Consider the following 20,986-nt stretch of genomic DNA (forward strand, 5'->3'; position numbering starts at 1 on the left):
GGTCAGTCCGGACAGCAGGCGTCGACCACGTCGAGGCGGCAGGCGCACGACGCCGCGATCGGCACGTCGGCGCGGGCCCGGGCCAGGCCGAGCTGCTGACCGATGATGGCCGCCTCCGCCGTGCGGCCGAGCCGCTGCAGGCATTCGTGATAGCCGTGCAGGCTCCACACGTTTCCCGGATGCTGCGACGAGCGGCTCAGCTGCGGGTCGAGGCCGAGGTCGGCGGCGTACACGGCGGCGGCGTCGGCGACCCGGCCCTGTTCGAGCAGCAGCGCCCCGTAGGCGTGCCGGGTCGGCTGCATCCACCCCCACGGCTCGTCGTAGGGCAACGAGTCGTCCAGGGCGACGGCTCGCCGCAGGTGGGTGAATGCCTCGTCGTATTGCCCTGCTCGGTAGGCGATTTCACCGTCGAGCATGGCTTCGGCGACGGCCAGGATGTCGCGACTGGTGTTGTTGAACAGGTAGCGGGACTCGGGGATGCGGGAGTACGCGGCGGCGAAGGCCTCCCGTTCCGCCCGGGCCTGGTCGAGGTGGCCCTTCGCGGCGTGCGCGACGCCGCGCCCGTAGTGGATGGTCGCGGTGGTCGTGCAGTAGAGCGTCTGGTCGTCGGGCAACGGTTCGGCGATCAGGTCGTCCCAGCGCCCGAACCGGACGAGGACGTGCACCCGCAGCGGGACGAACGCCTCCAGCCAGTCGGCCATCGGCGGCGATTCGATCGCGAGTAGTTCCGGCGTCAGTTGGCCTGCCAGTTCCTCCGCCGCAGCCAGGGCGACCTTCGAGGAACCCTCGAACATCGCCGAATACACCACGAAATGCAGATCGTGCGCCCGGTAGAGGGAGTAGAAGTTCAGCGGACCCGCCCGCTCGACGAACCGGCGGTCCGCGTCGACGGCGGCGAGATTGGCGGCCACCGAGTCCCGATAGTTCCCGCAGAGGACGTCGATGTGGCTGGGCATGTGCTGCAGATGGCCGGCGTCGGGCACCAGACCCCGCAGCAGGTCGGCGGCGGGCAGCGCCTCCTCCGGCGCCGCCGACATCTCCATGGTGTGCAGGTAGAGGTGCAGCACGCCCGGATGGCGGCGGCCGGCGTCGGTCGCCAGCGCGGCGTCGAGCAGCGCCTTGGCCTCCAGGACCCGCGACCCCGGTGCCGGTTCGCCGGTCCTGGTGTCCCACAGCGCCCAGGCCGTGATGTTGACCAGCGCGTCGGCGGCCAGCGCCTGGACGTCGACGTCGTCGGGATAGGCGGCCGCGAGTTCGACCATGGCGTCGGCGTAGGCCGGGTGCCCGCCCTGCAGCGCCTCGGCCGCGCCGGGGTCGTCGACGGGGAACCGGGCCTGCAGCGCGTCGATCAGGCCGCGTTCGACGGCCGAGGCGCGGCCGTGTTCGGCCAGGCGCAGTTCCATCCGGGCCCGGGCGAGCGACGCGCCCATGTCGACCGGGTCGAACGCCTCCCAGGGCTTGTTGTAGTTCGGGCCGACGGAATAGGCGATGCCCCACCGCGCGACGGCCAGATCCGGGTCGAGCTCCAGCGCCCGCTCGAAACAGCGGACCGCCTCCTCGTGATTGAACGCATAGGCCCAGACCAGGCCGCGGTCGAACCACGTCTGCGCCTGCGGTGACGGCGTGTCCACCGCCCGGTGGTGGGAGCCGAGGTCGTAGTACGGCTCGGCGTCACGGCCGAGCGAAACCGTCATGGCGAGAACGATAATGGAGCGACACCGCAGTGGCGAGTGCCGCGAGCACCGCACCCGCCGCGGCCCACGCGCCCAAAGTCACCACGGCGGTCGTCGCCCCGTTGCCGCCGAAGTACTGCAGGCTGCGCAACAGGTCGACGCCCGATCCCTGCGGGACGATGTGGGTGAACGTGCGGTAGAAGCCGGACAGCAGCGGCCGCCCGACGGGGCCCGCCGCCGCCGCGTTGCCCACGATCACCAGGAACAGGGTCAGTGTCAGCGACGCGACGGTGCCGAACGCCGCTGCCACACCGGTGATCGCGCCGCCGACCGCCATCGCGTACAGCCACAGCGCACCGAACAGCTGCGCCGGGTGGCCGGTGAGCGCGCCGAGTCCGCCGTCGACGTATGCGGTCACCGCGGCGGCCAGCAGGGCAGAACAACCGGCAAGGCTCAGGGTGCGCAGAGCGAGCGTGCGCGGAGTGCGCGCGGCGCCCATGACGCGGCTCAAGATCGTGGCGCCGACCGAGGCGCCGATGGACAGGAAGATCACGGCGTAGAACTCGACGGTGCCCGAGGGGTCCGCCGCCGTCGTGGGGGCGACGTCCTCGACGACCGGGGTCAGCCCGGCCTCGGTGGCGATCGCGCGGCCGACGGACTCCGCGGCCGCCGCCACGCTGCGTCCGCCGCCGCCGGCCACGTAGACGGTGAGGTCGTGGTCGGCGCCGACGGCGAAGCCGGCATCGGCGTGGCGCTGATAGACCAGGTCGCGCGCGTTCGCGGCGTCGGAGGCCTCGGTGACCGCGAGCTCCTGCTGTCCCCGGACCGCCTCGAGAACCTGCGGGGGAGCGGAGACCGCGACGTCGAGGTGGCGCAGCGACGGGTTGGCGAAGGCGCCGGAGTAGCTGGCGATCATCGCGACGACGAAGAGGGTGAGCGCCACCAGCGCGGCTGCGGTGGTGGCCACCCGAGAGCGCACATCGGAGGTGGACTGTGCAGTGTGTTTTGCCATGGGAGAGAGTACCTTTCGGGTCAGATCCGGAGAAGCGCGTAGACGGTGTCGAGCGCGGCGGTCACCCTGGTGCGCAGTTCATCGCTGTCCGGGTCCTCCATCCAGGACCGCAGCACTTCCAGGAATCCGCCGACGAGGAACCGGCTGACCGGTTCCGGTGACAGGGCGGCGACCGGTCCGAGCGACGGCACGGCGTCCTCGGCGATGCCCGTGCACGCGGGCAGCAGCTCGGCGCGGAACGCCGACACCACCCGCTGGGCGACCGCGCTGCCCACGACGTTGCGGTACATCGCGTGATGGTCGGCGGCGAAGTCGAACAACCGCAGGATGCGGGTGCGGGCGTCGCCGTCGAGATCGCCGGCAACGGCAGCGAACGCGGCGGTGAAGGCGGTGGCGACCGCATCGTCGCGATCGCCGAAGTGTTGGTAGAACGCCTGCCGGCTGACGCCGGCACAGGCGACGAGGTCGGCGACGGTCAGATCGTCGACCGGTCGTGTCGTGACGAGGGTCAGCGCGGCCTCGCGGATGCGGGCCCGGACGCGTTCCGCGCGTGGATCCGCACTGTGTGTCCGTGCCGCCATGTCGAGAAGCGTAAACAACTTCGTAGACAAGTGTCCACGAAGCGGCGTGTGGTTTCGCGCACGGCGCGGCCCGGGCTGTGACCGCGGCGTGTCGCGGCGAACACCGCCGATCGCAGCGGGCCCGGCCGATTACGGTGACGACATGATCCGGTGTGTGCGGCTGTGGACGGGGGCGGACGACGCGTCGCACTTCGAGATCGGGCGCCTCGACATGCGGCCCGGCCGCAACGACGACCTCGTCTCGGCGGTGATGCCGTCCACCCACGTCACCGTCGAGGAGACGGCGGCCGGGCGATCGCTCGCGTGGCACACCGCACCCGTACGCCAACTCGTGGTGACCCTGGCGGGTTCGCTGGTGTTCTCCACCCGCGACGGCGAGGAGTTCGAACTCGGACCGGGCGACGTGCTGCTGGCGGAGGACACTGCGGGGTCGGGACACAAATGGCGGTTGGAGGGCACCGATCCGTGGCGGCGGATGTACGTGGTGCTCGCCGACGACGTCGAGGTGGCCTTCGTCGCGGCGGCCTAGTGGCCCGCCACGACTTCGCTCTCGTCGACGACCACCGGATCCTTTGCGCCCGGAAGTAAAGAGCAAGCGGCGCAGACGATTGCGAAGAAGACGTAGCCGAGCGCGACCTGCGGGCTGGCCGCCCAGGCGACCTGCGGTGCGTGGATCAGCCCGATGAACGACAGCACGGCGCCGACCATGGCCGCGATCGCGGCGTAGTGGAACCTCTTGTCCAGGATGAAGGTCACCATGGCGCCCAGGATCAGTCCGACCAGCACCGCGCCCTCTCCGAGCACTTTGAGCCCCTCGTAGACCACGCCCGCACCGTTGAGCGCGTCCATCCCGACTTCGGGCGCCGACGTCCCGGCGGCGTTGAGCGCGTTGTCGATCAGGCCGTGTGCCCACTGTGCGAGGTTGGGCAGCAGTGCCGCGACCACGGCCACCGCATGCAGCCGCGGGACCGCCTGGAACGCCTGGGCGCCGATCAGCAGACCGATGTACAGCAGGATCGGCACAATGGCGGGCACCGGCAGCAGCGCGTCGAGCACTCCGAAAAGTCCGATGAAACAGAGGATCCCGATCACGATGCCGCTGGCCAGCGAATAGCCGGCCCGGCCGCCGGCGTCTTTCCAGCCGGGATGGCCGATGTACACCGCGGGCGGAAACGGTGAGCCGAACGCCGAGCCGATCACCGCACCCGCGCCGTCGGCGAGCAGCACGCTGCGCAGGTTGAAGTCGTCACCGGCGGCGGCCGCGCTCTCGACGTTGCTCATCGCCTCGGTGAAGTTGTAGACGCCCAGCGGGATGGCCGTGCCGAGCAACGGCGCCAGATCGGCGAGGCCGGCCCAGAGCAGATCGAGCCGTAGATCCGGGATACCGATCGCGATGTCGGAGACCGCCTGCCCGACGTCGGGGGCCGACATGTAGCCGCCGGCCCATCCGATCGCGGTACCGACGAACAGGGCCACCAGTCCCACCGGGATGTTGCCCGGCACCTTCACGTTGGTGAAGAACCCGATCAGGATGATCGCGAGGACCGGCAGACCGATCCACGCCGCTTCCCACATCTGCGCGGCGGGACGCATCGAGATGAAGGTGATGGAGATACCCGCCAGCGTGCCGAGCATCGCGGCCCGCGGCGTGAGCTTGCGAATGTGCGGTCCGACGAAGGCGCCGATCATCACGATGACGCCGATCAGAAATGCCCACGCCAGACCGGCCTGCCACGCTTGAATCGGGTCGTCCGTGTTCAGGTACACCGGCAGCATGACCACGAACACCACGATGAACATGTGGGGGACACTCGGACCGTAGGGCAGCGCGGTCACGTCGTCGCGGCGCTCGCGGCGGGCGAGCCGTCGCGCGAGGAACGTGTAGTAGAGATTGCCCAGGATCAGCGCGACGCCGAGTGCGGGTAGCACGGTGCCGAGCACGTCACCGGCAGGCACTGAGATCACCCCGATCATCAGCCCGGTCAGGGTGAGCACGTTGACCAGGATGTTGAAACCCAGGCCGAAGAAGGCGTTGAGGTCGCCGCGGGTCCACCACGGCACCGGCATCCCTGGTACGGGTGCCGGTTCGGCGGCCGGGTCGGTCACGTCGGCGCTCATCGGGTTCTCCTCATACGGCAGTGGTGGTCAGGGCCTGCATCGCCGGGATGACGGCCGCACTGTCGGCCACCCAGCCGAAGATGCCGCCCTGCGCCTTGATCATTTCCAGACCGATGCGCTGGAATTCCGGGAAGTACGAACCGACGCAATCGGATACGACCAGGCACTCGTAACCCCGGTCGTTGGCTTCGCGGGTGGTGGTGTGCACGCACACCTCTGTCGTGACGCCGGTGACGAGGAGGCGGGTGATGCCCGCCGCGGTCAGGATGTCCTGCAGTTCGGTGGCGTAGAACGCACCCTTGCCCGGTTTGTCGATGACGACCTCGCCCGGAAGCGGGGCCAGCTCGTCGACGATGTCGTGGCCGTACTCACCACGAACGAGGATGCGCCCGTACCGGCCGGGATCGCCGATGCGCTTCGTCGGGGCGCCGCGGTTGAGTTTGGCCGGCGGGCAGTCCGACAGGTCGCGCCGGTGGCCTTCGCGGGTGTGGATCACCGTCACGCCGGCCGTTCGCGCCGCGGCGATCAGCGCGGCCAGCGGCGGCACCACTTTGAGCAGCTGTTCGACGTCGTTGCCGAGGCTTTCGCCGAACCCGCCGGGTAGCAGGAAGTCTCGCTGCATGTCGATGACGATGAGCGCGGTCGAGTCCGCGGTGACCGCGAACGGCGTGGGTTCGGCCGGGACGTCGACAGTCTGGCTCACACGTGCTCCTCGGAGAGTGCCGGAACCGGTGCGCAGCGCCGAGGTTCGTCGAGCAGTTGCGCCGCGAGGTGCAGGACGGTGTCGTCGGTCAGCGCGGCGCCGAGGAGCATCGCGCCGGCCGGCCTGCCGTCGGCGGTCACACCCGCAGGCACCGCCACTCCGAGGAGATCGAGCAGGTTGCCGAAATGCGTGTAGTGCCCGAGCACGGTGTTGGTCTCCATCGGGCGTTCGAGCACCTCGTCGACGGTGAACGTGGTGCCGATGGTCGGCACGACGAGGACGTCCATCTGCTGCCAGAGCCGACCCGCCTCTGCCTTGAGCTCCTGCAGTCTCTGCAGTGCCGCGAAGGCGTCGACGGCGGTGTACCGGTGACCACCGCGTAGGATGTCCCGTACCACCGGATGTATCGAATCCGGTTGCTCGGCAAGGAAATCCGCGAATACGACGAGCCGCTCGGCCACCCAGGGGCCCTGGTACAACAGTTCGCCGGCGGCGAGGAACGGTTCGAGGGACACCTCGATGACCGGATACCGCCGGGCGAGGCGTTCTCGGAGCGCCAGGTGGGCGACGCGCATCTCGGAGTCGGAGAAGAATTCCAGCTGCTCGACGGGCGGAAAGCCGATGCGGATGTCGGTGCCGTCGTAGCGGGGACCACGGTCCCGCGACCACGGATCGTCGTCGTCGCGGGCGATCATCACGTCGAGGACGCGATCGACGTCGTCGATGCATCCGGCCATCACGGTGATGCAGTCGAGCGACCTGCAGGCGGGTACCAGTCCCACCGTGCTGATCAGCCCACGGGACGGTTTGTACCCGACGACGCCGTTGAGCGCGGCGGGGACCCGGCCGGATCCTGCGGTGTCGGTCGCGACGGCGAACGGCACCTGTCCGAGCGCGACCGCCAGCGCCGAACCCGAACTGGATCCGCCGGAGATCAGCTCGCCACCGTAGACACTGCGGGGGATGGTGTGGGGGGTGCGGGTGCCGTTGAGGCCGGTGGCGAACTGGTCGAGATTGGTCTTGCCGACGTACAGCGCACCGGCGTCGATCAACCGGCGCACCGCGGGCGCCGTCGAGGTGGCGACGTAGGCGTAGTCCGGGCAGGACAGCGTGGTGGGAACCCCTTCGACGTCGATGCTGTCCTTCACCCCGAACGGCACCCCGTAGAGCGGCAGTGTGCGCGCGCCGGGCCGGCGTTCGATGGCTTCGGCCGCCGCCAGGAGCTCTCCGCGCGGAACTGTCGAGAGCCAGGTGCCGTCGTCGCCACGGGCCGCGATCGCATCGGCGACGCGCGCGGCGGTCCTTGTCGGCGACCCGGTGCCGCCGGCATGGGAGGCGAGGATCTCGGCGATGGACGGTCCGATCGCCGGACCCCGCGTCTCATCAGGCATACGTGCCGATTCTCGGCACCATGATGGCGTCCGCGCGTCAGCCGTGTGTCGATCGTGTTAGCACTTCGGCTCGGCGATTCGACACCGGCCGCTGGAACGTGTTCTAGTGCGGAGGTGCTGGAGTACACCCACATCGAGGGTCTGGGCTCGGCGGACGTCGCCCGGTTGCGGGAGACCTACGAACCGCTGACGGAGTCGGTGCGCGCCCTGATCGACGCCACCATCCGCACCCAGGCCGACGCCGAGACCGTCGCCGCCGCCAAAGCCGAGATCGACGCGGCCACCGCACGCCTGCGCCGCAGACAGCTCGACGGCGCCTTCGGAGTGCAGTTCACCTCCGACGGCGTCCAGATGCCCTGGGGCAACCCTGTCATCGGGGTGCGTAACCCGGTCGCGCCCCCGCTGGTGCTCCACCGGGAGGAGACTGGCCGCGTCTTCACCGATTTCGACCTGGGCGCGGCGTACGAGGGCCCCCCCGGCCATGTTCACGGCGGGGTGGCCGCACTCGTGCTCGACCACGTGCTGGGTGAGGCCGCCAGCGACCAGCGCCAGCCGCGACTCACCGGCACGATCACGATGCGGTACCTGCGCACCACGCGCCTCGGCCGGTTGCACGCGGAGGCGCAGATCGCGCGGGTCGAGGGGATCAAGGCCTTCGTCGTCGGCCATCTCGCCGACGACGACGGGGTGACCGTCGAGGCCGAGGGAGTGTTCATCAAGCCCAGGTGGGCGCGGGGATAGGCGTGATCGCCGCGAGGCTTCGGGTGATCGCGGCGAGTTCGGTGACGAGCACACGGGCACCGCTGCTGGCCGCGACGGTGTCCGCCAGTTCGCGGACCCGGCGGTCGGCGGCCATCAGCTCGGGTAGATCCACGGTCCACAGCGCGGCCGGGTTCGGCGGGGCCCCGCGTAACGCGTCGACGTAGTCGTCGACCGCCGCGACGAACTCGGGACTGAGTGTGACCGGTTGGCCGGTCAGGCTGCTCTCCATCGTGGTGCAGGCACCGGTGATCGCGTTGAGCGCCGTCCGCAGGGACCGCAGCCACTGCCGCTGCATCGGATCCTGCAGCCGCGTGGCGCCCGAGGCGGCCTCGAACGCCGCCCGGGCGCGGTAGGCCCGCTGCCACGCCGCGGCCAGCGCGTCGGCCGGCCGGTCGAGCTCGTGGACGAACGCCCGGACCACCATTGCCGCGTAGTCGATCTCGGTCATCAGCAGTTCCCCCGCGCGCTGACGCAGCCTGATCAGCGCGTCGTCGGGCAGCGCCACGTGGGCGACCAGCGCGAGTCCACCGCCGATCGCGACCGCGACCAGGCGGTGGATCACCGCGGTGCCCTGCACCGGATCCACGATCCCGAGCAGGAACACCACCGCCGCGGCCAGCGCCGCACTGACCGCGATGTACCCGAACCCCCACACCGCGTACGCCACCCCGACGAATGCCGCCGCGCTGATCGCCGCGACGATGCCCGTCGGCGGCCACAGCAGGCTGACCGCGGACGCGACCAGGATGCCCCCGGCGATCCCGGCCAACCGCCCGGCGCACCGGGTGTACGTGTGGGCGGTCTCGGGCCGCAGGATCAACAAGACGGTCAGCGCCACCCAGGAGGGCTCACGGAGATCGGTGAAGCGTGCCACCGCCACGGCGACCGCGGTGGCCGCGGCGAGGCGGATCGCGTGCCGCAGCACCGGCGACGTCGATGTGAGGTGGCGGCGCAACACACTCGCCGACCCGGACAGCGAACCCCTCAGATCCGGACCCCGCAGCCGGCCGAAACGCAGCACCGCCGCCTCGTGCAACTGTTCGGAGAAACGTTGGGCGGCAGCGGCCCCCGGCCCGGTGACGGCAGCGGCCGCGGCGTCGACCCGATGCAGTGCGCGATCGGCCCCGCGGTGCGCGGCCACCCCGTGCTCGGCGATCGCGTCGAGGAACTCGCCGGCGGCCGAGGACAGTTCGGTGAGGTCGGCGTCGGTGCGGCGCAGCGCGACCAGCGTCGCGGCGATCCGCTCGGGGAGTTGGTAGCCGAGCTGGTAGGCCTTGGGGCGCTGGTGTTGCGGGATCGTGGTGAACACCTCCCGCAGCCACGCCAGCTGTGCGGGGTCGAGCGGTGCGCCGGTGTCGGAGGCCAGGCTCCTGGCGTCCTGCGCCAGCGACCGGTGTGCGCGGGTGAGCGCGTGCTGCTGCGCGCGCCACCGCTGCGGCGGACGCAGCCAGACCAGCAGCGCCTGCACCAGACCGGTGGCGACGGTCAGCGCCACCGTGGCCAGCACGTCGGGCAGCGACATCGCCTCGGGTGGGGTGATCACCAGCAGCCCGGCGGCGGCCGCGGCGACGAACCCGGCATTCGCCCCCAGGGCCCATTGCATCCCGGCCACGAAGCACCACACCGCGACCACGACCACGAACACGGCGTCGTGGCCGGTGCTCGACGAGCCCAGCAGGGCGGCCGCGCCCACCTCGACCGACGCGATGACCACGATCGGCAGCCGCCGTCCGGGGGTGTCCTGCAGTGCGATCGCGCCGGCGATGATGCCGGCCCCGGCGGTCCACATCGCCGCCGTCGGCGAAATCGCGTACAGCGCCAGCGCTGTCAACGCCAGCACGCCCACGAGGCTGCGGACGACCGCACCGACTCCCGGCGTGGTCAGCCGAACCGTGTCCATCATCCGGCTGTCGACGTGCACGCGATCATTCTCCCCCCGAGGCGCCGCGAGCCGGTCGTGACTCGCGCGGACGGGCGGTGTCAGTAGGTTGCAGTCGTGGAGAAGGTGATGATCACGCTGCGGTCCTCGGCCGCCGACGAGGCCTGGTGTACCCGGCTGCGCACCGAGGTGGCGCCGCGACTGCTGGATCTCGGCGTGCCGGGGCTGACGGTCAACGTGCGCGACGCACCGGTTCGGGATTCCCTGATGACGCTCACCACCCTCGACCCGCCGGTGGTGGCGGTGCTGAGCCTGTGGACGCAGCAGTCCTACGGCGGTGACGTCCGCGCCGCCCTCGACGCGGTGCGCCGCGAATGCGCAGCGGCGGCGGCCTATCTGGTCACCGAGTCGGTGCCGATGCCCGCCCCGGCCACGAAGCCGGGGGAGCGCACCGAGGGGCTGGCGAACATCGCGCTGCTGCGGCGGCCGGCCGACCTCGACGAGCCGACGTGGCGCGACCGCTGGCAGCGGGACCACACACCGGTGGCGATCGCCACGCAGGCCACGTTCGGCTATGTCCAGAACACCGTCGTGCGCGCGCTGACCGACGACGCACCGCAGATCGCCGCGATCGTCGAGGAGCTGTTTCCCCTTGCGGCCGTGTCGGATCTGCACGCGTTCTTCGGCGCGGCCGACGACGCCGATCTGGCCGACCGGATGCAGAGGATGCTGGCGAGCACGGAGGCGTTCGGCGCCAACCGCGACATCGACACGGTGCCCACCAGTCGGTACGTGATGCGCAGCCCCTTCGCGGGGGGCTGACGTTACGCTGCTGCGGTGACCCTGCAGATCAACGATGCCGACGGGGTGCGCACCGTCACGCTCGACCGGCCGGAGGCGCTCAACGCGTTCAACGAGGCGCTCTACGACGCGACCACGGTGGCGTTACGGGAGGCCGACGCCGACCCCTCGGTCGCCGTCGTGCTGCTCACCGGAGCGGGCCGGGCGTTCAGCGCCGGTAACGACCTCCACGAGATGGCCGCTCGCGTCACCGATCCGGATTTTCAGCCGGGGGAACACGGCTTCCCGGGACTCATGGAGGCGCTGCTCGACCTCCGGAAACCGTTGGTGTGTGCGGTGAACGGGCTCGCGGTGGGCATCGGCACCACGATCCTCGGCTACGCGGACCTGGTGTTCATGGCGACGACGGCGCGGTTGAAGTGTCCGTTCACCAGCCTCGGCGTGGCGCCGGAGGCGGCGTCGAGCTATCTGCTGCCGCAGTTGATGGGGCGGCAGAACGCGGCCTGGCTGCTGATGTCCTCCGAATGGGTGTCGGCCGCCGACGCTGCGCGTATGGGCATCGCCTGGCAGGTCTGCGAGCCGGACGATCTGCTCGACGAGGCCCGCAGGCACGCCGCGGTCCTGGCCTCCCGGCCGATCCCGAGCCTGATGGCCGTCAAGGAGACCATCGTCGAGCCGACGCGGTCCGAGGTGAAGGCCGCCCTCGCCCGCGAGTACGCCAAGTTCGAGGTGCTGCTCGGCCAGGCTGCCAACACCGATGCGCTCGCCGCCTTCGCCGGCCGCGGGGCGAGCGAAGCGACCGGACAGCGCCGGGGCGGGGACTAGTTCGCCCGCATCCGCGACGGGCATCCGTTGTACTGCGCCGGGCAGCCGTCGACGCTGTGCGCCTCGATGATGGCCCGCAGCGTGCGGCGGCACCGGCCGCACTCGCTGCCCGCGCCGCAGGCCTCGGCGATCTCCTTGGACGTCGAGGCGCCCGCGGCGATGACGTCGTTGACGACGTGGCTGGTCACTCCCATGCACAGGCAGACGAACACCGTGGACCCCGCTATCCCTCGTCGTCCACGGCCATGACGTGGGCCAGCTTGCCCACGAACAGCGTCGGGTAGGCGCCGAGGCCGGCTCTCGACATCCATTCGGCGGACGCGTCCGGGTGGTCGATCCACTGCCGGGCGCTGCGCTCGTCGTCGATCTCCTGCAGGATCATGACTTCCTGCCCGTCGTCGAGGGCCTGGTAGACCCAGACCTTGCAGACACCGGCGTCGCGGAACCGGTCGAGTCCGTCGTGCACCTTGACCATCAGCGCCTGCACGTCGTCGACGGCGGCCATCGCGCCGACGACGACCCCGGCGACGTGGCGCTGCGAGGACGGGCCGTCCAGGTCGATCTTCTCGACCACCTCCCCGCCGAACACGGGCGGGATGTCGTCGACCCCGGAGATGTCGAACAATTCGAATATGGCGGGTGATCGGAGGACCTCCCGAACGGATTTGGGGTGACGAATGCCGATCGTCGTCAACACACGTCCGGGCTCCCAAATGGATTTGTACATCACCACATGGTGTGCGCCGATCGCATTCAAACCGGCTTTCTTCTTGTCCAGCCAGGCCCACATCCGCTCGGGATCGTCGACCCGGAAATCGCACGCGAGAATGAGTGAGTGGAGGTCATACTCACCCATTGTTTCCCGCCTGTCCGAGGTACTCGCCCGCATGTTAGTGCAGTCTAACCTTACTTAGGGCAGGCAGTCCAGAGAACCCCGCGCGCGATGCGGCCAGCAACCGCCTCAAGACCCTCCGCGTGCCGAAAACACGCCGCTATCAAGCTAAACGGGTCGCTTCCGCCTCTCGTTGGGACTAGATTGCAGGGGTACGGCAAACAGTGAGACCGAGCGGCCACCACAGTCAGTAGGAGAGCTCCATGCAAGGCGATCCCGACGTCCTGAAATTGCTCAACGAGCAATTGACAAGCGAATTGACGGCGATAAACCAGTATTTCCTCCATTCGAAGATGCAGGAAAGCTGGGGCTTCACCGAATTGGCGAGTCACACCCGCGAGGAATCGTTCGACGAAATGCGCCACGCGGAGGCCATCACCGACCGGATCCTTCTCCTGGACGGCCTTCCGAATTATCAGAGACTTTTCTCGCTGCGGGTCGGCCAGACGCTGCGCGAGCAATTCGAGGCCGATCTCGCCATCGAATACGAGGTGGTCGGCCGGCTCAAGCCCGGCATCGTCATGTGCCGGGAGAAGGGCGACGCCACCAGCGCCAACCTGTTCGAGACCATCCTCGCCGACGAGGAGAAGCACATCGACTACCTCGAGACCCAACTCGAGCTGATGGACAAGCTCGGCGAGCAGCTCTACGCGGCGCAGTGCGTGTCGCGCCCCCCGCAGTAGCGCCGCACCGCCGTACCGACTGACTGACCCGCGCCGTTCCGGGGTAACCGGAGGCGCGGGTCGGTTCGTGTCGGGGGTCACCTCGGGAATGAACCGGTCCGCCGTAACTTTTATAGACAAGCTAACGATATAGCGGTCGGCATCTCCACGGAAGGCACCCAAGGCACGTATGGCGAGTTCACCCGCACCCACTGCAGCACCGCCCGAGCGGGGCGGCGCGTTGATCAGCCCGCAGCGGCGCAACTTGGTCTTCGTCGCCGTCCTGCTGGGGATGCTCCTCGCCGCGCTGGACCAGACGATCGTCGCGACGGCGCTGCCGACCGTGGTGGCCGATCTCGGCGGTGCCGGCCACCAGAGCTGGGTGGTGACCAGCTACCTGCTGGCCTCGACGATCGTGACCGCGATCGTCGGCAAGCTCGGCGACCTGTTCGGCCGCAAGACGGTCTTCCAGGCGGCGGTGCTGTTCTTCCTCGCCGGATCGGTATTGTGCGGGCTCGCGAACTCGATGAGCATGCTGGTGGCCGCGCGGGCACTGCAGGGTGTCGGCGGCGGCGCGCTGATGGTGACGGCCATGGCGCTCATCGGTGAGGTCATCCCGCTGCGGGAGCGCGGCCGCTACCAGGGCGCGCTGGGTGCGGTCTTCGGCGTCACGACCGTCATCGGACCACTGCTCGGAGGCTTCTTCACCGACCACCTCACGTGGCGCTGGGCGTTCTGGATCAACGTGCCGGTGGGCGTCGTGGTGTTCTTCGTCGCCGCGGCGGCGATCCCGGCGCTGAGCCGGTCCGGCAGGCCCACCATCGACTACGCCGGCATCGTGTTCGTCGGTCTCGGCGCATCCGGCCTGACGCTGGCGACCAGCTGGGGCGGGGCCGAATACGCGTGGACGTCGCCGGTCATCATCGGCCTGTTCGTCGCCTCCGCGGTGGCGCTGGCGGTGTTCATCCAGGTCGAGAGGCGGGCGGCCGAACCGATTCTGCCGATGCGGCTGTTCGCCAGCCCGGTGTTCACGGTCTGCTGCATCCTGTCGTTCATTGTCGGTTTCGCGATGCTCGGAGCGCTCACCTTCCTGCCCACCTTCATGCAGTTCGTCGACGGCGTCTCGGCCACCGAATCGGGCCTGCGCACGCTGCCGATGGTGGCGGGACTGCTCATCACCTCGATGGGCAGCGGCGTCATCGTCGGCCGCACCGGGCGGTACAAGATCTTCCCGGTCCTGGGCACCGCGATCATGACGGTCGGATTCCTGCTGCTGTCCCGGATGGACGCCTCCACACACCTGCTGCAGCAGTCGCTGTACCTGTTCGTCCTCGGCACCGGCATCGGGCTGTGCATGCAGGTGCTCGTTCTCACCGTGCAGAACACCGCCACCTTCGACGACCTCGGCGTCGCCACCTCCGGCGTGACGTTCTTCCGCACCATCGGCAGTTCGTTCGGTGCGGCCATCTTCGGATCGTTGTTCGCCAACTTCCTCAACGACCGGATCGGGGAGGCCCTGCTGCGCAGCGGGGCGCCACCGGTCGCCGCCGAGTCGCCCCAGGCGTTGCACCGGCTGGCACCCGATGTCGCCGCGCCGATCGTCGACGCCTACGCCGATTCGCTCGGCCTGGTGTTCCTCTGCGCCGCCCCGGTCGCGGCCGTGGGCTTCCTGGTGGCACTGCTGCTCAAGGAGGTGCCGTTGCGGGAGATGGAGACCGGCACAGCCGTCGACCTCGGCGAGGGTTTCGCGATGCCCGGCGCCGAATCCTCCGAGCAGATGCTCGAATCCGCGGTGGGCCGGTTGCTGCGCAACTCGCCCGACATCCGGCTGCGTTCGGTGGCCGGACGGCCGGGGTGCGAACTCGACGTCGCGCGGCTGTGGGCGCTCCTGCAGATCTACCGGCACAACCAGGTCTTCGGTTCGGCCAGGTTGAGCGAGATCGCCGACCGGCTCCGCATCCCCTGCGAGGTGGTCGAACCCGTCTTCGACGATCTGGTGGCCACCGGATATGCCCCCCGAACGGGAGATCTATTGTGGCTCAGCCAGTCCGGGGCCCGTCAGGTCGACGCCGTGTCGTCGGCCTTCGTCGGCATGATCGTCGACAGACTCGCGACGTCACCCACGTTCGAGGGACGGCCGGACCGGTTGCAGGTGGAGGCGGCGCTGGAGCGGATCACCCACCGCATGCTCGTGCAGCGCGATTGGGAGTGGGACGACGAACTCGAACGGGCTCGGTGATCCCGGCGTACGCGTAGCATGCGCCCATGAGCCGAATCGGGGACGCCACCCGTGACTTCGCCGATGACGACGTGACGGCCTTCGCGGTCCGCTCACCCGATCTGGGGGCGGCGATGGCAGCCTTCAGCCAGGCCGTCTACACCAAGGGCCGCCTGCCGTTGCGGGTGCGTGAACTGGCGCGGGTGGTCATCGCGAACGCGAACGAGTGTGTCGTGTGCCAGAACACCCGCGACTCCGAGGGTGAGGCGGCCGGCGTCGACGAGGACCTCTACCGGTACAGCGACCAGTGGCGCACGTGGCCGGGTTACAGCCCCGCCGAACGCATCGCAGCGGAGTTCGCCCACCGGTTCGCCACCGACCACACCGGCCTGCGCGAAGACGACGACTTCTGGGCCAGGGCGGGCGAGCACTTCGACGCCGAGCTGATCACCGACCTTGCCCTGTCCTGCGCCATGTGGGTCGGGATGGGCCGGGTGCTGCGGACGCTCGACATCGGGCAGAGCTGCAAGATCACTCTGTAGATTCCGCCCGCCGCCGGGCGGCCACTCGGTGAACAATGGGCGTCATGGCAGCCAAACCCCTCGCCGCAGCCGCCATCGCGCAACTCGAGTCCGACGGCGTCGCCACCCTGATCGGGACGGTCGTCAACCCGGCGGGGCTGACACACGCCAAGACGGTTCCCCTACGCCGGATGGGCGCCTTCGCGGACCCCGGCCTGGGGGCGAGCCCGGTCTGGCACGCGTTCACCATCGACCAGTCCGGCATCGTGTTCGGCGAGTCCATCAGCGTGGTCGGCGATCAGCGCATCCGCATCGACCTCGGCGCGCTGCACATCCTGGGTGACGGGTTGGCCTGGGCCCCCGGCGGATTCTTCGACCAGGACGGCGGACCCGATCCGTACTGCAGCCGGGGTGCGCTGCGCCGGGTGGAGCACCGGTTGTCGGCGGCGGGGCTGACCGCCTCGGTGGGCCATGAGATGGAGTTCGTCCTGGTCGGCCCGGACGGCGGCCGACTGCCGTCGACGCTGTGGGCGCAGTACGGCCTGGCCGGGGTGCTCGAATACGAGGGCTTCGTCCGTGACGTCACCGATGCGGCGACGAGTTCGGGGGTGCCGATCGAACAGTTCCATCCCGAGTACGGGGCCAACCAGTTCGAGATCTCACTGTCGCCGCTTCCGCCGGTCGCGGCGGCCGACTCACTGGTGCTGATGCGGATCCTCGTCGGCCGGGTCGCGCGCCGGTACGGGATGCGGGTCAGCCTCTCACCCGTCCCGTTCGCGGGCAGCGTCGGAAACGGTGCGCACCAGCACTTCTCGCTGCGGCGCCATGGTGTCCCGCTGTTCTCCGACGGCCCGGGCGCCCACGGTATGACGGCCGAGGGCGAATCCGCCGTCGCCGGGCTGGTCGCCGGACTGCCGGAGGCGCAGGGGGTGCTGTGCGGTTCGCTGCTGTCGGGCCTGCGCATCCAGCCCGGCCATTGGTCGGGGGCCTACATCTGCTGGGGCACCGAGAACCGCGAAGCCGCGGTGCGGTTCCTGCAGGGCGGGCCGGGCAACGTGCACGGCGGCAATGTCGAGGTCAAGGTCATCGACCCGTCGGCGAACCCGTACCTCGCCTCGGCGGCGATCCTCGGCCTCGCGCTCGACGGGATCGAGCACGAGTCGACGCTGCCGCCGGAGACCGGTGTGGATCCGGCCTCGCTCACCGAAGCGCAACGCGCACAAGCGGGTACGGTGCTGCTGCCCGCCCGGCAGCAGGACGCGCTACGCGCGCTGGAGGGCTCCGCGTCGATGCGCCGCATCCTCGGGGACGCGGTCGTCGACGCCGTGGTGGCGGTACGACTCTACGAGGCAGAGCATTTCGGCGCCCTGTCGCCGGAGGAGCAGGCCGACAAGTTCCGGATGGCGTGGAGTGTCTGACCCCGCTCAGATCAAGCCGGTCGCGTCGAACACCCAGGAGGTGTCGGCCGTGGCGAGGTCTTCGAGCCAGGTGGGCGGTGCGGTGGCCGTGAGCCCCGACATGTCCCAGTAGTCCTTCCAGAGGGTGATCGCGCCGTCCTCGACCCGGTGGACGGTGACGAACCGCAGCACGGCGGTCTCGCCGGTCGGCCATCTCCACGTCTCCGAGTGCTCGTACATCACGTCGACGCCGTTGGTCACGAGCAGGCCGTCGTGGTTCTCGTAGCCGGCGAGCGGTTCGAGCCCCACCTTGAGCCGTTTGACGATGTCCTCGGGACCCCGGGCGGCCAGCGCCGGTCCGACGGGCATGTCGGCGTAGATGCAGTCGGCGGACAGGTGGGCCTTCACCGCCTCCCAGTCCCGGGCGGACAGCGACTTCCACATCCCGAGCACCGTATCCTCAACGGACACCGGCGAACTCCGCGGTCGAGGTGGACACGGCAGGTGCTCGGTGGGCGGCGCGCAGGAACCGCCCGGTGCGCTTCGTGCCCACCAGGCCGGTGGGGGCACCGTCGCGGAACACCGCGTGACCGCTGACCATGACCAGGCTGACCGTGCTGTCGTTGCGGTTGACCATGCGTTCGAGCCCACCGTAGAAGTCGACGCGGTCCTCGGCGTAGTCGTCAAGGCTCGCGTCGAGGTGTGCCGGGTCGATCACCACGAGGTCGGCCCGGTCACCGACGCGCAGGTGGCCGGCATCGAGGCGGTACCAGTCGGCGAGTTCACCGGTCAGCCGGTGCACCGCCTGTTCGACGCTCATGAACGGCCGGCCGGCCTTCTGTGCGTCGTGGACGTGGCGCAGCAGCCTCAGACCCATGTTGTAGAACGCCATGTTGCGCAGATGGGCGCCGGCGTCGGAGAAGCCCATCTGAATGCCCGATTCGCGGGCCAGCTTCTTCAGGACCTCCGGCCGGTGATTGGAGATCGTGGTGCGCCAACGGAGTTCGCGACCGTGCTCGAGAACCAGGTCGAGGAAGGCGTCGACGGGGTGCAGCCCGCGCTCGACACCGACCTGACCGAACGACTTGCCGACGATCGACGCGTCGGGACTGTCGACGATCTCGGCGTCGAAGAAGTCGCGCTGCCATACCCGCACGCCCATCTTGTTCTCGTAGTCCTTGCGGAAACGCCGCCGGTAGTCCTCGTCACGCATCAACGCGTTGCGTTCGACCTCGTCGCGCAGGTGCAGCGCGGCCGCGCCCGCCCCGAACTCCTCGAACACCACCAGGTCGATACCGTCGGCGTACACCTCGAACGGCACGGGCAGATGCTGCCAGCGGAAGTTGCCGCCGAGCCGGTTGACCGCGCGCGCCACCGGCCCGAGGATCTTGATCGCGTACGGGTTCGACTTCACGTCGGCGGCCGACAGCAGGCTGGTCTTGAGCGGGTTGCGGAAGAGGCCGAGGGATTGCGCCAGTTGCGATCCGAGGTTCAGCGGGTTGGCGATGTCGGGGGCGGACTGCAACACGCGCCCGCTGCGCCGCAGCATCGACTTCAAGCGGCGCAGTTCGCGCGGTCTGGCGTAGGTCGACGGCAGGGTGCGCGAGCGGCACGTGTCGCCGTCGACCTTGTCGAACAACAGTTGCTGTGAGGACATGCCGACGAACCCGGCGGCCAGCGCCTCTTCGAGCATCTCCTCGAGGCGGGCCTGTTCGCGGCGCGTGGGGCGCTCGGACCTGCGGGTCGCGCGGTCGAGGCCCATGACGGCGGTCCGCATGTCGCTGTGCCCGATGAATGCGCACACGTTCGGGCCGAGCGGTCGCGACTCCAGTGCCGTGACGTACTCGTCGCACGTGGTCCAGGTCTTGTGCCGGTCGACCGCGGCGATGACGTGCTCGCGGGGGATCGCTTCGACCCGGCCGAACAGGTCGCCCGCGTCGGCGCCGTCGACGTGGATGGTCGACAGGGAACACGAACCCAGCATCACCGTCGTCACCCCGTGGCGCAGCGATTCGGTGAGGGCAGGCCCCTCCAGCACCTCGACGTCGTAGTGGGTGTGGATGTCGAGCATGCCCGGGATCACCCATTTGCCGGTGGCGTCGACGACCCGGGGGCATCCGGTGGCGTCGAGTTCGTCGGGCGTGACGGTGACGACGTGGCCGTCCCGGATGCCGATGTTGCGGATCGCCGACGGTGCGCCGGTGCCGTCGAACCAGCGTCCGTTGGCGATGATCGTGTCGTAGGTCACGGTGTCATAGAACAGTCCCGGTGCTGCGGGTGTCAACGCTTCCAGTGAACAGATTTGTCGAATTGTCTACTGAGGCGTTGACCTGCGGCTTCAGTCGGCCCATCCGTCGGGCTGACGGCCGTCGACGTCGGTGAAACCGTACTCGCGGGCGAGTTGGGCGGAGGTCACCGAGCGCTGATTCCACCTGTGTCTGCGAGCGTCGGCGGCGATCGCGGCCACTGCCCGGCCGACGTAGCGCGGCGTCTCGGAGTCGGCGAAACCGGCCGGGGCCGTCGGGTGACCGCCGGGCCGATCCGGCTCCAGTGCCGAGCGCCAGTCGGCTTCGGTGACGCCGTAGTTGTCGAGCATCATCTCCGAACGCAGCCAGCCGGGGGTGACGGCGACAGCGGTGCCGCCGAACGCCGCCAGCTCGTGGCCGTGGCTGAACGCCAACCGGTTCACGGCGCACTTGACCAAGTCGTAGAACACCGAGACCCGGTAGTTGTCGGCGTTGTATTCGGCAGTGCCGTCGGTGATTTCGACGAGCAGACCGCCCGGCCTGGCGACCAGGAGCGGAAGCAGGCAGTGCGAGGTGATGAGATGCGTGTCTACGCCCAGGCGAACGATGCGCAACCCGTCGTCCAGATCGTGCTCCCACATCGGGCGGTGCCAACTCGACGGCGGCCCCTTGAGCAGCTCGGCGCCCCAGATGTTGTTGACCACGATGTCGATGTGACCGTGGTCGATGCGCAGCCTCTCGGAGAGTGCGCGCACCTGTGCGACGTCGAGGTGGTCGACACGGTGGGCGATGCCCCGGCCGCCGAGAGCGGTGACCATCTCCGCGGTTTCCTCGATGGTTTCCGGCCGGTCGTAGTCGGAGCCGCCCCGCGCCGTTCGACTGCTGCGGCCCGTACAGATGACGGTGGCGCCGGCCTCGCCGAGTGCGGTGGCGATTCCGCGCCCTGCGCCCCGGGTGGCTCCCGCCACCACGGCGACGCGGCCGCGCAGCGCGTCCGGATCGGGACGCCATCTCATGACCCGAGTATGGCGTGCTGGGGCAATCGGTTCCGCCGGTTGGGCGATGAGCGCATACTCGCGAACGTGACCCCGCTGCAGCGCTACATCGCCGAGGAGATCGCCACCGACCACGTCGACGGATTGCTGTCGCGCCGTGAGGCGTTGCGCAGGCTCTCCCTCCTGGGAATCGGCACCGCGGGCGCGACGGCGCTGTTCGCCGCGTGCGGTGAGAACACGCAGCAGGAAGCCGAGGCGCCGGTGACGTCCAGCGGCGCCGCGACGAGAAGTGCCCCGCCCCCGGGATCGG

General features: G+C 69.7%; 20 protein-coding genes and 1 pseudogene. 9 read left to right on the forward strand and 12 right to left on the reverse strand.

The window, feature by feature from the left end:
• Window positions 1-2 precede the first annotated feature (2 nt).
• Genes AU196_RS16625 through AU196_RS16635 form a run of 3 tightly spaced genes read right to left on the reverse strand, consistent with a single transcriptional unit; the run spans window position 3 to window position 3,266 of the window.
• Entirely contained in the window at window positions 3-1,694 is a 1,692-nt protein-coding gene (locus AU196_RS16625) for a tetratricopeptide repeat protein (protein WP_059096187.1), read from the reverse strand.
• The gene (locus AU196_RS16630) at window positions 1,672-2,685 is read right to left on the reverse strand and encodes an ABC-2 transporter permease (protein WP_059096188.1); all 1,014 of its coding nucleotides are present in this window, start codon (window positions 2,683-2,685) and stop codon (window positions 1,672-1,674) included. Before AU196_RS16630 ends, AU196_RS16625 begins: the two co-directional genes overlap by 23 nt.
• A 20-nt stretch (window positions 2,686-2,705) precedes the next feature.
• A complete protein-coding gene (locus AU196_RS16635; protein ID WP_059096189.1) occupies window positions 2,706-3,266 on the reverse strand; it encodes a TetR/AcrR family transcriptional regulator in 561 nt (186 codons plus the stop codon).
• 142 nt (window positions 3,267-3,408) lie between these two features.
• On the opposite strand from AU196_RS16635, the gene AU196_RS16640 reads away from it, so the two are divergent.
• The gene (locus AU196_RS16640; protein WP_059096208.1) at window positions 3,409-3,795 is read left to right on the forward strand and encodes a cupin domain-containing protein; all 387 of its coding nucleotides are present in this window, start codon (window positions 3,409-3,411) and stop codon (window positions 3,793-3,795) included.
• Here the strand turns inward: AU196_RS16640 and AU196_RS16645 are convergent.
• From AU196_RS16645 to AU196_RS16655, 3 genes are read right to left on the reverse strand one after another with little or no spacing between them, the layout of a single operon-like run.
• A complete protein-coding gene (locus AU196_RS16645) occupies window positions 3,792-5,384 on the reverse strand; it encodes a SulP family inorganic anion transporter (protein ID WP_059096190.1) in 1,593 nt (530 codons plus the stop codon). The genes AU196_RS16640 and AU196_RS16645 overlap by 4 nt on opposite strands.
• A gap of 10 nt (window positions 5,385-5,394) precedes the next feature.
• Window positions 5,395-6,087, reverse strand: a complete 693-nt coding sequence (locus AU196_RS16650; protein ID WP_059096191.1) for a cysteine hydrolase family protein — start codon at window positions 6,085-6,087, stop codon at window positions 5,395-5,397.
• Entirely contained in the window at window positions 6,084-7,478 is a 1,395-nt protein-coding gene (locus AU196_RS16655) for an allophanate hydrolase (RefSeq protein ID WP_059096192.1), read from the reverse strand. The genes AU196_RS16650 and AU196_RS16655 overlap by 4 nt, the downstream gene beginning before the upstream one ends.
• Window positions 7,479-7,592: 114 nt before the next feature.
• Here AU196_RS16655 and AU196_RS16660 point away from each other — a divergent pair, with 114 nt between their 5' ends.
• Window positions 7,593-8,219: a PaaI family thioesterase gene (locus AU196_RS16660; protein ID WP_059096193.1), complete on the forward strand. Its 627-nt coding sequence runs from the start codon at window positions 7,593-7,595 to the stop codon at window positions 8,217-8,219.
• On the opposite strand, the gene AU196_RS16665 is transcribed toward AU196_RS16660, so the two are convergent.
• Window positions 8,194-10,143: an FUSC family protein gene (locus tag AU196_RS16665; protein ID WP_059096209.1), complete on the reverse strand. Its 1,950-nt coding sequence runs from the start codon at window positions 10,141-10,143 to the stop codon at window positions 8,194-8,196. The two genes, AU196_RS16660 and AU196_RS16665, sit on opposite strands and share 26 nt — an antisense overlap.
• Before the next feature lie 93 nt (window positions 10,144-10,236).
• Here AU196_RS16665 and AU196_RS16670 point away from each other — a divergent pair, with 93 nt between their 5' ends.
• The gene (locus AU196_RS16670) at window positions 10,237-10,941 is read left to right on the forward strand and encodes an EthD domain-containing protein (RefSeq protein ID WP_059096194.1); all 705 of its coding nucleotides are present in this window, start codon (window positions 10,237-10,239) and stop codon (window positions 10,939-10,941) included.
• Between the two features lie 15 nt (window positions 10,942-10,956).
• Entirely contained in the window at window positions 10,957-11,745 is a 789-nt protein-coding gene (locus tag AU196_RS16675) for an enoyl-CoA hydratase/isomerase family protein (RefSeq protein WP_059096195.1), read from the forward strand.
• On the opposite strand, the gene AU196_RS16680 is transcribed toward AU196_RS16675, so the two are convergent.
• A complete protein-coding gene (locus AU196_RS16680) occupies window positions 11,742-11,957 on the reverse strand; it encodes a (2Fe-2S)-binding protein (RefSeq protein WP_059096196.1) in 216 nt (71 codons plus the stop codon). The two genes, AU196_RS16675 and AU196_RS16680, sit on opposite strands and share 4 nt — an antisense overlap.
• A gap of 11 nt (window positions 11,958-11,968) precedes the next feature.
• On the reverse strand, window positions 11,969-12,601 hold the full coding sequence (locus tag AU196_RS16685; protein WP_059096197.1) for a hypothetical protein: 633 nt from the start codon (window positions 12,599-12,601) through the stop codon (window positions 11,969-11,971).
• Window positions 12,602-12,840: 239 nt separating this feature from the next.
• On the opposite strand from AU196_RS16685, the gene bfr reads away from it, so the two are divergent.
• The 4 genes from bfr (at window position 12,841) to AU196_RS16705 (ending at window position 17,456) form a co-directional block, all read left to right on the forward strand.
• The gene (gene bfr / locus AU196_RS16690) at window positions 12,841-13,320 is read left to right on the forward strand and encodes a bacterioferritin (protein ID WP_059096198.1); all 480 of its coding nucleotides are present in this window, start codon (window positions 12,841-12,843) and stop codon (window positions 13,318-13,320) included.
• Between the two features lie 169 nt (window positions 13,321-13,489).
• A complete protein-coding gene (locus tag AU196_RS16695) occupies window positions 13,490-15,538 on the forward strand; it encodes an MDR family MFS transporter (protein ID WP_059096199.1) in 2,049 nt (682 codons plus the stop codon).
• A 26-nt stretch (window positions 15,539-15,564) separates the two neighbouring features.
• Window positions 15,565-16,059, forward strand: a complete 495-nt coding sequence (locus AU196_RS16700; RefSeq protein ID WP_059096200.1) for a carboxymuconolactone decarboxylase family protein — start codon at window positions 15,565-15,567, stop codon at window positions 16,057-16,059.
• 44 nt (window positions 16,060-16,103) lie between these two features.
• On the forward strand, window positions 16,104-17,456 hold the full coding sequence (locus tag AU196_RS16705) for a type I glutamate--ammonia ligase (protein ID WP_082695745.1): 1,353 nt from the start codon (window positions 16,104-16,106) through the stop codon (window positions 17,454-17,456).
• Window positions 17,457-17,462: 6 nt separating this feature from the next.
• On the opposite strand, the gene AU196_RS16710 is transcribed toward AU196_RS16705, so the two are convergent.
• The 3 genes from AU196_RS16710 to AU196_RS16720 form a co-directional block, all read right to left on the reverse strand.
• Window positions 17,463-17,906, reverse strand: a complete 444-nt coding sequence (locus tag AU196_RS16710; protein WP_059096202.1) for a nuclear transport factor 2 family protein — start codon at window positions 17,904-17,906, stop codon at window positions 17,463-17,465.
• On the reverse strand, window positions 17,896-19,683 hold the full coding sequence (locus tag AU196_RS16715; protein WP_059096203.1) for an N-acyl-D-amino-acid deacylase family protein: 1,788 nt from the start codon (window positions 19,681-19,683) through the stop codon (window positions 17,896-17,898). Before AU196_RS16715 ends, AU196_RS16710 begins: the two co-directional genes overlap by 11 nt.
• A gap of 90 nt (window positions 19,684-19,773) precedes the next feature.
• Entirely contained in the window at window positions 19,774-20,697 is a 924-nt protein-coding gene (locus AU196_RS16720; protein WP_059096204.1) for an SDR family oxidoreductase, read from the reverse strand.
• A gap of 66 nt (window positions 20,698-20,763) precedes the next feature.
• Here AU196_RS16720 and AU196_RS16725 point away from each other — a divergent pair.
• Window positions 20,764-20,986 (forward strand): annotated as a pseudogene (locus AU196_RS16725) (dienelactone hydrolase family protein); the annotation flags it as partial.

The organism is Mycobacterium sp. IS-1742 (genome assembly GCF_001500125.1).
Lineage (GTDB): Bacteria > Actinomycetota > Actinomycetes > Mycobacteriales > Mycobacteriaceae > Mycobacterium.